11 protein-coding genes are annotated in these 11,581 nt (G+C 71.1%); 5 read left to right on the top strand and 6 right to left on the bottom strand.

The features are described from left to right. From CCN44_RS14730 to CCN44_RS14740, 3 genes are all read right to left on the bottom strand, one after another. Positions 1-534 (bottom strand): FAD-dependent monooxygenase (locus tag CCN44_RS14730; RefSeq protein WP_143649755.1); only part of this gene is annotated, 534 nt, incomplete at its 3' end. 126 nt (positions 535-660) lie between these two features. Beyond that, a complete protein-coding gene (locus CCN44_RS14735; protein ID WP_143649757.1) occupies positions 661-1,683 on the bottom strand; it encodes a transposase in 1,023 nt (340 codons plus the stop codon). Positions 1,684-1,809: 126 nt separating this feature from the next. Continuing rightward, the gene (locus CCN44_RS14740; protein ID WP_237482490.1) at positions 1,810-2,724 is read right to left on the bottom strand and encodes a ScbA/BarX family gamma-butyrolactone biosynthesis protein; all 915 of its coding nucleotides are present in this window, start codon (positions 2,722-2,724) and stop codon (positions 1,810-1,812) included. Positions 2,725-2,910: 186 nt separating this feature from the next. Here CCN44_RS14740 and CCN44_RS14745 point away from each other — a divergent pair, with 186 nt between their 5' ends. Further along, the gene (locus tag CCN44_RS14745; RefSeq protein ID WP_059251785.1) at positions 2,911-3,525 is read left to right on the top strand and encodes a ScbR family autoregulator-binding transcription factor; all 615 of its coding nucleotides are present in this window, start codon (positions 2,911-2,913) and stop codon (positions 3,523-3,525) included. After that, a complete protein-coding gene (locus tag CCN44_RS14750; protein ID WP_086697892.1) occupies positions 3,522-4,496 on the top strand; it encodes an NAD-dependent epimerase/dehydratase family protein in 975 nt (324 codons plus the stop codon). The genes CCN44_RS14745 and CCN44_RS14750 overlap by 4 nt, the downstream gene beginning before the upstream one ends. A gap of 81 nt (positions 4,497-4,577) precedes the next feature. Here CCN44_RS14750 and CCN44_RS14755 read toward each other — a convergent pair whose 3' ends face one another. The 3 genes from CCN44_RS14755 to CCN44_RS14765 all read right to left on the bottom strand — a co-directional run bounded on the left by CCN44_RS14755 (position 4,578) and on the right by CCN44_RS14765 (position 8,308). Continuing rightward, positions 4,578-5,813 carry an acyltransferase family protein gene (locus CCN44_RS14755; protein WP_079081098.1) on the bottom strand — a complete coding sequence of 412 codons (1,236 nt, stop codon included), beginning with the start codon at positions 5,811-5,813 and terminating at the stop codon, positions 4,578-4,580. A gap of 3 nt (positions 5,814-5,816) precedes the next feature. Next, positions 5,817-7,019, bottom strand: coding sequence for an MFS transporter (locus CCN44_RS14760; protein WP_059251781.1), 1,203 nt, complete (start codon positions 7,017-7,019; stop codon positions 5,817-5,819). Between the two features lie 62 nt (positions 7,020-7,081). Next, positions 7,082-8,308, bottom strand: coding sequence for an MFS transporter (locus tag CCN44_RS14765; RefSeq protein ID WP_059251779.1), 1,227 nt, complete (start codon positions 8,306-8,308; stop codon positions 7,082-7,084). A gap of 169 nt (positions 8,309-8,477) precedes the next feature. On the opposite strand from CCN44_RS14765, the gene CCN44_RS14770 reads away from it, so the two are divergent. The 3 genes from CCN44_RS14770 (at position 8,478) to CCN44_RS14780 (ending at position 11,536) form a co-directional block, all read left to right on the top strand. Beyond that, positions 8,478-8,936 (top strand): MarR family winged helix-turn-helix transcriptional regulator, encoded by a 459-nt coding sequence (locus CCN44_RS14770; RefSeq protein ID WP_079081097.1) that lies wholly within the window; start codon positions 8,478-8,480, stop codon positions 8,934-8,936. Between the two features lie 348 nt (positions 8,937-9,284). Further along, positions 9,285-10,508, top strand: coding sequence for a sedoheptulose 7-phosphate cyclase (locus tag CCN44_RS14775; RefSeq protein ID WP_086697893.1), 1,224 nt, complete (start codon positions 9,285-9,287; stop codon positions 10,506-10,508). Next, positions 10,505-11,536 carry an ROK family protein gene (locus CCN44_RS14780; protein ID WP_079081096.1) on the top strand — a complete coding sequence of 344 codons (1,032 nt, stop codon included), beginning with the start codon at positions 10,505-10,507 and terminating at the stop codon, positions 11,534-11,536. Before CCN44_RS14775 ends, CCN44_RS14780 begins: the two co-directional genes overlap by 4 nt. Positions 11,537-11,581: the final 45 nt, after the last annotated feature.

Here is an 11,581-nt window from a genome sequence, read left to right on the forward strand (position 1 = left end):
CGCCCGCTCCGTCGCACACGACGACGACCAGTGGACCGGTGGCGCCCCGCAGGAGCGGGCGCCGCCCGTGAGGACGAGGGCGTCACCGGTGACACTGCGTCCGTCGGCGAGCGCGGCCACGACCGATTCCCCGTGCTGGGTGCAGCCGACCACGCGGCTGTCCGTGCACAGCTGGACGGCATCCAGGTCCCAGCAGGCTTCGAGCAGCGGTTCGTACACATCCAGCCGGTGAGCCGTCGCGTGCGCCGCGTGGCTCCGCCCGTGACAGGCGGGCAGCGGCACCGAGGTGACCAGCTCCCCGGTCGAGCCGTCCATGATGCGGAATTCGTTGATCGTCAGGGACCGTTCGCGCACCGCGTCGCCGACGCCGAGCCGGTCCAGGAGCCGGAAGGCCTGCGGTGCCAGCCGGACCCCCGCTCCGCTCTCGGTGAAGACCGGCCGCTGCTCCAGTACGAGAACGTGATGACCTCTCTGTCCCAGAGCGACCGCTGCGGCCAGGCCGCTGATGCCACCGCCGGCAACCAGAATTCGCATGGCTCGATGATGGTTCCCGGTCGGTGGCAGGAGCGACGAGATCAAGGTGCTTGTGTCAGAACCTCGTGGAGAGGTGACACAAACCGAAGAAGAATGTTTAAACAACGCGGCGTCCGTTTTGTGGCGTTACGCCGAGTAGCCCATGCGCTCCATGGAGCCCATGCACTGACTCCACGGACGGACACGGGCCCGCTGCGCGGCGACCACTTGGGCGACGTGCGCCGCCGCCGCCAAGGTCATGTGCCGGTGCCAGCCGTCAGAGCTTCGCCCCTCGTAGTCGAGCGTGCCCACATGTGACGCGGAATTGGCGAAATCCCGCTCTACGCGCTGCGGGAACTTGGCCAGCCGCAGCAGGACCCCCAGCGGCGTCGCCGTCAGGTTGGTCAGCCAGCAGTGGACCGGCTGCCCCTGCCCGCTGTCCCACTGGCCCACCAGCAGCAACGGGTGGTCGGCCCACTCCACGCGCACGCCGGCGACCAGGCTCCTGCGTACGACGCCGGTCGCCGGGTCCGTCCACTCCGCCGGCCGCCGGAGCATGCGGTTCAGCTGGAGCAGACGGGAGGCGGGAAGCGGACGGCGTCCCCGCCCCGGCCCCTGCTCCAGCACCGGCAGGTCGGCGGGCACGGCGGACAGCAGCGGCGCGCCCGCCCGCATGTACCGGTCGAAGACCGGACGCAGGTCGGCCCCCGGGAGGTCCAGGACGACCGGGCGGGGCCCGACCGTGCTCGGGTCGGCTCCCAGGGTCGCCGCCGCCACGCACTCGGCGACCTCCTCGCCGGAACGCAGCAGGTTCCACTTCACCGGCACGGTGACGTCCTTGGCCACGCCCCATACCCCGATGGCCTGCCGGCCGCCCCGGGGGATCGGCTGCGCGTGCGCCACCCAGGCGGCGAACCGCAGCTCCCTGTCGGCGTGGCGCTGGAGCGCCCTGCTGACGGGCTTCCAGTCCCACGTGGAGGAGGCGATGAAGTGGTGCAGGCTCTGCGCCAGTTCGGGGCCGCCGACCTGCGCGGCGATGTTCCTGACCGACTTGCGCCCCTCCGCCGCGATCAACCCGCGGAGATACTGGGCCCCCTTGGTCCGCTGATCGCTGCGGGACAGCCCGGCGAAAAGCACCTCGGTCAGCTCGTCCAGGACACTGCTGTGCATCAGGCCGGCCGGCACGGACGGTCGTGGCCCGACAGGCCTCGCGGTGCGTACGGCATGCGGAACGCGGCGCACGAGAATCTCCCCCAATGATGGTCTTGTCGTTCCGGATGTGGCTCGCCGAGCTCCTCAGAGGGCCTGTGTACGACCGTCCTGCGCGCCGTCGCGCACGTCGCTCAGGGTGACGACGCAGGTGAAGATCTCCTCGTCGTTCTGCCGGGCGGTGACCAGGACCCGCCGGGGGCCGGCCGCGCCCCCGGACAGCGGGCGGGCGTCGATCCAGCACGGCGCGTCCAGCTCCGCATAGCGGATGAACGTGGTTTCCATGCCGGTGACGACGGTCGGACGAGAGGCTGCGGTGGCGTGCGCGGCCTGCCGTGCCGCCTCCAGCAGCAGCATGCCCGGAACATGGTCGACCGGGTGGTCGAAGAGGATCGGGTGGGACGTGTCCGCCCGCAGCTGCCACCGGTTGTCACCGCCGGCCGGAGAGAGCACGACGTCCTCGGCGCGCTCCCTCGCCACCACGCTCGCGGGGGCAGGGGACGGTACGGGCAGGGCGCGGGCGTTGGCGAGGCCGATGTCAGCGTACGCCCCGCGGAGCCGGGCGTACACGGCGCGATTCTGGATGGTGAAGTGCGTCCGGGCGCCGCCCAGCCGGCAGCCCTCCCGCCAGGCCTCCGCCGTCAGCACCACGGCCGCCGCGCTCTGCCTGCGGTACCGCACATCGGTGCAGGTGATGCGCAACTCCACCTCGGCGGGCCGCCCTTCGGAGCGCAGCGCCCCGGGTTCGAGGTCCCACTGGAACCTCTCCCAGAGCAGCTGATGGCCGAGCGGCACCTGGTACGCGGCGTGCGACAGCAGCGGCAGCGTCTGGCGGACCGTTTCGCTCAGCAGCAGCGGGTCGTGCAGCCCGTGGCGGATCGCGTAGAAGTCATGGGACCGGGGCCAGCGGGCGCGTACGGTGAAGGTGTCGGGCGCGGTCCGGCACCAGCCGGTGAGAAGGACTTCCGCCGGGTTCGCCTTGTGGGTGTACGCCTGCGGCACAGGCGTGCACGGTACGGATGCCTCATCGTGGGCAAGCTGAAGCGACGGCACGGCAGTTCTCCCCCTACTGACTGGCTCTCATGCGAGCGCGCACTGGTGCTGCACAGCGCGACCCGCATAACATAACGACTATTATTCTTGTTTGTCGAGAGGGAAAAAGTGCAGGTGGATCGGACCGCGCGGCCCATGCAGCAGCGTGCCGTGCGTACGCGAGAGGTGCTTCTCAGGGCTGCCGCGGAGGTGTTCGACGAGGTGGGCTACACCCGGGCGAGCATCACCAGCATCGTCGACCGGGCGGGGCTGACCGCCGGTGCCGTGTACTTCCACTTCAAGTCGAAAGAGGGCCTCGCCCGCGCCGTGATCCATGAACAGGCGGCGGATCTGCAGTTCCCCCAGGGGGAGCCCGGACTCCAGCGCCTGATCGACATGACCGACTACCTGGCCGTGGAGATGCAGCAGAACACGCTGCTGCGCGCAGGCGTCCGGCTCGCCGTCGAGCAGAACGAGGCCGACCTCCACGAGTACGCGATCTACGAGTGGTGGACCGAGCGCTTCCGCGAGGAACTGGTCGCCGCGCGGGCCAGGGGCCAACTGCTCCCGTCGGCCGACGAGTCCGCGTTCGCCTCCCTGCTGGTCGCCGCGTACACCGGTACGCAGATCATGTCGCAGCTCTCCACCAAGCGGGCCGACCTGCCGGGGAGGATCTCGGCCATGTGGCGCTGCCTGCTGCCCGCGCTGGCCCCCGCCGACGTCATCCGGCAGATCACGACCTCCGCCACCGCCACGGAGGCCAGAGCGTGAGACGACTGCGGGTCGTCCTCACCGGGGGGACCGGATTCATCGGGTCGAGGGTCCTCCAGCGGTTGCTGGACCCGGAGCGGACGGGCCGCCCGGTCGAGGTGCGCGCGCTCGCGCGCACCGAGCCGTCCTCGCCCGCCGCGCCCGGCCTGTCCTGGCTGCCCGCGGACCTGGCCCGCCCGGCATCGCTGCGCGGCGCCGGCGAGGGCGCGGACGTCCTGGTCCACCTCGCCTCACGGATCTCGGGCAGCGAGGACGAGTGCGCGGCCGTGAACGTCCACGGCACCACCGCACTCGTCGAGGAGGCCCGGCGGTGCGGCGTGGGCCGGATCGTGCAGCTGTCCACGGCGGCGGTGTACGGCCCCGGACCGCACCGCGGGATCGCGGTGGACGAGGTGGTCCCGGCGCCGGTCTCCCCCGCCAGCCGTACCCGGCTGCGGGGCGAGCGGGCGGCCGTGGCCGCGGGGGGAACCGTGCTCCGGCCGGGCCTGGTGACCGGAGCCGGCGACCGCTGGGTCGTACCGGCTCTGGCCGATCTGCGGGAACACGTGCCTGCCCGGTGGAACGGCGGCAGGGGGCTGGCGTCCATGGTGGACGTGGACGACCTGGCCCGCTTGATCGTGCGCCTCGCGACCACGCCGAAGAGGCCGCCCGGCGGGACCTTCCACGCCAGCCACCCCCGCCCGGTCCGCAACCGGGATCTGATGGCGGCGCTCGGTGACGCCAGGGTGGTGCCCCCGGCCCCGGCGGAGGACTGGCCGTGGGAGGTCTGTCTGCGGCAGCTGCGGCGCTCGCGCAGCGGGGTGAGCGAGCGTCAGTTCGAGCTGCTGGCGGGCGACCACTGGTACGCCAGCGACGACATCTGGCGGATGGCCGGGTGCCCCGCGGGTCCGGGGCCGTTGGCCCGGCTCTCGGCGGCCTCGGCGTGGTACAGGGCTCACCTCGCCGAACGGCGGGGAGCGCCGCGCGCCTGACGGCCCGCGGCGCGGACGCACCCGGGGCACGGGCGCCCGGTCCGGCCGGTTCCGCCCCCGCCCCGGGGTGCCTGAGGATCGTCAGCCCGCCACCGGCTGCCTCCGCGCCCGCTCGGCGCTCTCGTCCGGCACGCTCACGCGCGGGCCGGCCGCCGGCTTCCGGGAGCGTCCCCAGCGCCGCATCACCGGACGCTCGACGCCGATGAACAGCAGCCAGCCGCCCACCATCGACACGAGGAAGATCGCGGCCAGGATGCCGATCCCGGCGGGCGTCCCCACCCGGCCCTCGTCCATGATCATCGTGCGGACCACGTACATGACGACGTAGTGGATCACGTAGAAGCCGAAGGAGATCTCGCCCAGCCAGACGGCGGTGCGACCGCGCAGGACCGTGGGCCGTCCGGCGATGTCGACCTGCGCCACGGACGCGATGAGCAGCGCGAGGGGGATCGCCGTCACCACGTACAGGCCGTACAGCCAGGGGGCCGCCATGGCCGCGGCGTAGGACAGGGCCACCAGGGCACCGGCCGCGCCCAGCGGCAGCCGGATCCAGCGGCCGGCCAGGACCGCACGTGCCGTGATCATGCCCAGCAGGAACTCGAAGAGCCGGACCGGCGGGAAGTTGTACGCGAACCACCACTGCACGACGGACAGCGGGTACTGCTCCGGCGTCTGCGGCGAGCCGGGCAGCAGGAACTGCACGACGAGCTGAATGCCGGCCATGCCCGCCACCATGCCGCCGGCCCACAGCCACAGCTGACGCACCGGGATCTTCCGCACCAGCCTCAGGAAGAAGGGGAAGAGGAGGTAGAAGAGCAGCTCGCTGCAGAGCGACCAGCTCGGCAGGTTCACGCTGATGAACGTGTCGTGCTGCGGGAACCACGAGTGGATCAGGAACAGGTTGGGCAGCCACGCGGACGGCGGGGTGAACTGCGCGGCGAACAGCAGCATCGCCAGGGTCCACACCACGACGTGGTTCGGATAGATCTTCAGCAGGCGCCGCCGCCAGAACGAGGTGAGGGTGTCGCCGCCGCGCGACGACCACGTCAGCACGAACCCGCTGAGGATGAAGAAGAAGGACACCCCGATCCAGCCGGCCTTGCTGAACAGCCACTCGTAGCCGTGCGCGACGTCCTCGTCCGCGAACGGGCTCAACGGGAAGTTGGTCAGCGAGGAGTGGAACGCGAAGACCAGCGCGGCCGCGATGAACCGCAGGCCCGTCAGCGACGGGAGCCGGGCGGCGGTGCTGCGCGAGCCGCCGCGTATGTCACCGGCCTCCGCTGTGTCCGGCTGTCTGACGCTCGCTGTGGCTCCCATGGCTCACACGCTCCCGACCGGCTCGGCGGCGGTCTCGTCCGCGAGCTGCGCCGTCGTGCCGCGCCGCCGCTCGGAGTACGCCAGCTGTACGACGACCAGGGTGCCGAGCGCGACCAGCAGGGCCGCCGCCAGCGGCACGGCACGGACACCCAGGCCGAGATCGATGACCTCGCCGCCGTACCAGGAGCCCACGGCCGCGCCGACACCGAAGGCGGACATGTTCGCCGTGAGCGACAGCGTGGGGGCCTCGGCCGCGGTGGACAGCACCCGGGTCTGCAGGCCCGGGATCAGCGCGAAGGTGGCCACGGAGAAGAGGAAGACGAAGAGGCCGCTGAGCGCCATGACGGGGCTGACCAGCCAGTAGAGGGCGCAGGTGAGGGTCAGCAGGGCGGACAGGCCGATGATGCTGGCCATCAGGGCGCGGTCGGCCAGCCGTCCGCCGATCATGTTTCCGACGATCGACCCGACGCCGTAGGCGATGAGCAGTCCCGGCACCCAGGAGTCGGCGAAGCCGCTGACGTCCGTGAGCAGCGGCACCATGTAGGTGATCAGGGTGAACATGCCGCCCGAGCACAGGGCCGTGGCCAGCACGGTGCCCAGGACGTCCCACTTCTTGAAGACCTTCAGCTCACGCGACACACCGGAGTTGTCCGTGGCGCCCTTCGCCTTCGGAACGGTCACGAACACCAGGGCCGCGGCGGCCACGCCCAGGACCGCGATGGTGCTGAAGGTGGTGCGCCAGCCGAAGTGCTGCCCCACGAAGGTGCCCAGCGGAACACCGAGGACCGTGGCCAGGTTGATGCCGAGCTGGGTGGCGGCCACCGCGCTGCCGGCCTTCTCCTTCGGCACCATCGACCCGGCCGCGACCACGCACAGGGCGACGAACGTTCCGTGGATCATCGCGGTGATGATGCGCCCGACGACGAGAACGCCGTAGGAACTCGCGCTCGCGGACACGATGTTGCCGATGACGGAGACCACGAGCAGACCGGTCATCAGCGTGCGCCGTTCGATGCGCGTGGTCACCAGCGTGACCACCGGCCCGCCGAAAGCCATGGTGAGGGCGTACACGGCCACCAGGAGACCGGCGGTGGAGATGCTCACCGCCAGGTCGTCGGAGAGCTCGTGCAGCATGCCGCTGGGGACGAGTTCGGCTGTGCCCACGCAGAAGATGGCCAGGATCAGGCTGACTAGGCGGATAGGCATGGATTTCCTTCGGGGGTGCTGTTGGGGGGTGCTGTATGGGGGGAGACCCGCTGCCGCCGGGGTTACGGCGTCTTCTGGGTGAGCGGGGTGCCGGTGGTGCTCGTGTCGAGCGGGGGGAGGTCCGGCGACTGCTGACGGCCGCGGGCCCACATCGCCACCGAGAGCAGCAGCGCGATCGCGGTGGCGAGGGCGGCGGTCAGGGTCACGGAGCGGACCCCGAAGCCGAGGTCGATGGTCGTGCCGCCGAGCCACGCGCCCAGTCCGTTGCCGAGGTTGAAGGCGGACACGTTCGCCGACAGCGCCAGGGCCGGCGCGGCGGAGGCCACCGCGAGGATCCGCGCCTGGAGCGCCGGAATGATGGAGAAGCCGGCGGCGCCGAAGACGAAGAGCGCCACGATCGCGGGGATCTGGTGGGGTGCGGCGGCCCAGAAGAGCAGGAGCGCGGCCAGCAGGGCGGTCTGCGCGCGCAGCACGCCGCGCATGACGTTGGCGTCCGCGCCCTTGCCGCCCAGGATGTTGCCCAGGACCGAGCCGATGCCGAAGACGATGAGCAGGATGGCCACCATGGCGGGCGCGAAGTCGCCGACGTCGCGGAGCAGCGGGGCCAGGTAGGTCGACGTGGTGAAGACCGCTCCCTGGGCCAGCACGGTGATCAGCATGGAGAGCTGGAGGCTTCCCTTGCGGAACACCTTCATCTGTTCGCGCAGGGAGGCGCCCTCCTCGGCCGTGTCGCTCTCGGTGGACAGCGCGCTCGGCACGAACTTCTGGATGAGGAGGAGGCACAGCACGGCGAAGACGGTGATGTAGACGAAGGTGGACCGCCAGCCGAACTGCTGCCCGATGAACGTGCCGATGGGCGAGCCGAGCACGTTGGCGAAGTTGAAGCCCAACGCGATCTTGGCCATGGCGGTCGCCTGCTTGTCCGGCGGGGACATGAGCGCGGCGACATGCCAGGCCACGGCGGCGAAGGTGCCGTGGCTGAGCGAGGTGAAGACGCGCGCTCCCATGAGCGTCCCGTAGTTGGGGGCCAGCGCGGCGATGACGTTGCCGGCGATGAAGACGCCCATCAGGCCCAGCAGCAGCGCTTTGCGGGCCCACTTGGTGGTCAGCAGGGTGATGACCGGACCACCGATGGTCACCCCCAGCGCGTAGCCGGTGACCAGCAGACCGGCCGTCGGGATGGACACGTGCAGATCGGCCGACATCTCGGGCAGCACACCCGCGATGACGACCTCGGCAGTGCCCACACAGAAGACCCCGAGCATCAGGGCCAGGAGGGGCAGTGGCATGGCGGCCCGAGCCTTTCCTAGGAAGCCAGTGTCGATGAAGATGTATGCGATTGCATGTAGATAATGTCCGAACACGCGGGTGTGGTCAACCGTCGCAAGGAGTTACGCTGGGCGACGGGGGCAGATGGACAAGCGGGACGCTCGAAAGACTCAGTGAAGGGCCGCGTCAATGGAGACTTGGGGACCGGGGAGCGGGCGGGACGAGATTGCCCTGTGGCGGCAACTCACCCGGCTGATGGAGCAGGTCAACGCGACCGCGGGCAGGCGGCTGACCCGCAGTCACGGGGTCTCCATGAACGAGCTGCTGCTCCTGCTCTCCCTGGCGGAGCAGCGCGACGGCACGCTGCGGATGTCGGACCTCGTCAAAGGGCTGGGCGCCAACCAGCCGGCGGTCAGCCGCATGGTCGCCCGCCTGGAGGACGCCGACTGGGTGGTGCGCCGCAGCGCCCTGGACGACAAGCGGGGCGTGGACGTACAGATCACCAGCACCGGCCGGCAGCTGGCCGAGGTGGCGCAGCTGACCCTGCGCAAGGCCCTGGCGGAGGCCCTGGACGCCGCCGCGCTCAACGACTCCACCGCGTCACTGGTCGCCCGGCTGCGCTATGCGCCCGCGGTGCCGATGGACTGAGCGTCACCACCGTTCCGCGCGCGGCCCCGGCCGCAGGCTCCCGCCTGCGACCGGGGCCGCTCCGTTGTTTTCAGGACAGGCCACCCCCACCCACAAACATGCATTTGAATACATCTACTGTGACCCCGCTCACGTTGCGATGTATGCATATGACGCACTAGCGTTCGATCTCGCCGGACGGACCGGTCGACTGGTTTCTCCGTCCCGGCCCCGCACGGACCGCCGTCGCTCCCGCGGTTTCCGCCCGTCCGCGTCGCCGTGGCCACTCCGGACGTCATCGGGGTGACTCTTCCGGCCACCGCGCTGCCGCGCACCACCCAGCTCTGAGACGCTCATGGAGGTCTTGTCATGTCTGGCACCGCCCTGTCCCGCCCCGCCGGCCTGAACTCGGTCGCCGACCTGCCCAAGCCGCCCGGACTGCACTGGAACGTCCGGGCGAAGCAGCCCGTCGTCTACAGCGTCAGCATGGTGCGCGGGCTGCTGGACACCGAGAACCCCACCCTCGCCCGCGCCTGCGGCGGCGGCCAGGGGCGCCCGGTCCGCTGCCTCCTGGTGATCGACGCCGTGGTCGACACCCTCTACCACGACCGGTTCGCGGAGTACTTCGACCGCTGGCAGATCGACGCCACCTGGCAGGTCGTCCAGGGCGACGAGGACTCGAAGTACCTGGAACAGGCCGTCCGCGTCACCGAGGCCATGTCGCGCATGGGCATCCTGCGCCGGGCCGAGAAGGTGGTGGCCGTCGGCGGCGGTGTCGTCCTGGACATCGTCGGCTTCGCCGCGAGCATGTACCGGCGCGGCGTGCCCTACATCCGCATCCCCACCACGCTGGTCGGCCAGATCGACGCGGGCATCGGGGTCAAGACCGGCATCAACTACGGACACCACAAGAACCGCCTGGGGTCCTACTTCGCCCCCGAACTGGCCCTGATCGACCCGGCGTTCCTGCGCACCATCGATCCGCGGCACGTCGCCAACGGCATCGCCGAGATCATCAAGATGGCACTGGTCAAGGACGCCGCCCTCTTCGACCTCCTGGAGGCGACGGTCGGCTCCATCACCCCCGAGACCCTGGCCGGCTGCGGCTCGGCGGTGAGCGAGGTGCTGTCCCGGGCGATCTCCGGCATGCTCGACGAACTGGAGCCCAACCTGTGGGAGCAGGTGCTGGAGCGGTCCGTCGACTACGGCCACACCTTCAGCCCCTCGCTGGAGCTGCGCGCCGACCCGCCGCTGCTGCACGGTGAGGCCGTCGCCGTCGACATGGCGATCTGCCTGGCACTCGCCCACCTGCGCGGGCACCTCTCGCAGCACGACACGGACCGGGCGCTGAAGCTGATCCAGGGCTTCGGACTGCCCATCGCGCACCCCATCTTCACGCGGGAACTGCTCGAAGAGGCGCTCGCCGACGCGGTCAAGCACCGCGACGGGCTCCAGCGCGTCCCCCTCACCCGCGGAATCGGCTCGGTCGTCTTCGCCAACGACCTCACGCCGGAAGAGCTGGGCCGCGCGCTGGAGTTCGTCGACTCCTGGACGGCGAACGCGGACGGTGCGCTCGTGGGTGCGGCTGTATGACCACAGCCATCACCGTCTTCGACGTCGGCGGCACTCATATTCGACAGGCGTGGTGGCTGCGCGGGGGAGAGCTACGCACTCGGACGTCACGGCCCTCACCCAGTTTCAAACGCTTTCCCGGGGCCACCGTCGCCGAACTGCAGGACATGATGGTCCGTGACCTGTGCGACACGGTGCCGGAGACACCGGACGCCGTCGTCGGCATCTCCTTCGGAGCCGCCCTCGACCACCACTCCGGCATCGTCTACGCCTCGGCCCCGCTGTGGGGCGAGCACAGCGAGCCGTACGACCTGCGGGCGGCGCTCGCCTCGCGGCGGCCCGACGTCCGCTGGCACATCGTCAACGACGTCACGGCCGCGCTCCTGCACGCCGCCGCGGCCTCCAGCCGCAGCGGACACCGCAAGGTGCTGCTGGCCACCATCAGCTCGGGCATCGCCTGCCGGGTCATCGACCAGCGGCAGGGCCGGATCCCGGTGGACGGCTGCGGGCTGCAGGGCGAGATCGGGCACCTGCCGGCCGTCGCCGAGCTGGCCGGAGCCCCGGTCGCGCTGGACTGCGACTGCGGGAAGACGGGGCACCTGGCGGCGTACGCCTCCGGCCCCGGCATCGCCCGCCTGGCGCGGGTCCTGGAGCAGCGGGAACCGGGGCGCTGGGCGGCGTCCCGACTCGGCCTGCTGACGGCCGACGGCCTCGGCTTCGAGGCGGCGCTGCGCCGTGCGCTGGACGAGCGGGACGAGCTGGCGCGCGAGCTGCTCGACGCGGCGACCGCTCCGGTCGCGGCCGTCCTGCGCACCGCGCTGTGCCTCGACCCCGAGATCGACGAGGCGGTCCTGACCGGCGGCGTCGTACACGGCCTCGGCCACCACTACCGACGGGCCCTGATGGGACACCTCACCCGGCAGGGGCTCTACCTGACCAGCGAACGCACCCCCGACTGGCTGGAGCGGCGCATCACCGTCACCGGCCCCGGGGAGGCCGACAGTCTGGCGGGCGCCGGGATCGCGGCCTGTGCCGGAGTGCCGGCATGAGCGCGGCGGAGCACCTCCCGGCCCACCAGGCGCTGGTGCGGGAGG

This window comes from Streptomyces tricolor (assembly GCF_002155905.1).
In the GTDB taxonomy this organism is placed as follows: Bacteria; Actinomycetota; Actinomycetes; order Streptomycetales; family Streptomycetaceae; genus Streptomyces; species Streptomyces tricolor.

Coding starts and splice junctions, on each gene's coding strand:
- CCN44_RS14735 (WP_143649757.1), bottom strand. CDS start 1,683: ATGCACAGCAGTGTCCTGGACGAGCTGACCGAGGTGCTTTTCGCCGGG.
- CCN44_RS14745 (WP_059251785.1), top strand. CDS start 2,911: ATGCAGCAGCGTGCCGTGCGTACGCGAGAGGTGCTTCTCAGGGCTGCC.
- CCN44_RS14755 (WP_079081098.1), bottom strand. CDS start 5,813: ATGGGAGCCACAGCGAGCGTCAGACAGCCGGACACAGCGGAGGCCGGT.
- CCN44_RS14760 (WP_059251781.1), bottom strand. CDS start 7,019: ATGCCTATCCGCCTAGTCAGCCTGATCCTGGCCATCTTCTGCGTGGGC.
- CCN44_RS14765 (WP_059251779.1), bottom strand. CDS start 8,308: ATGCCACTGCCCCTCCTGGCCCTGATGCTCGGGGTCTTCTGTGTGGGC.
- CCN44_RS14770 (WP_079081097.1), top strand. CDS start 8,478: ATGGAGACTTGGGGACCGGGGAGCGGGCGGGACGAGATTGCCCTGTGG.
- CCN44_RS14775 (WP_086697893.1), top strand. CDS start 9,285: ATGTCTGGCACCGCCCTGTCCCGCCCCGCCGGCCTGAACTCGGTCGCC.
- CCN44_RS14780 (WP_079081096.1), top strand. CDS start 10,505: ATGACCACAGCCATCACCGTCTTCGACGTCGGCGGCACTCATATTCGA.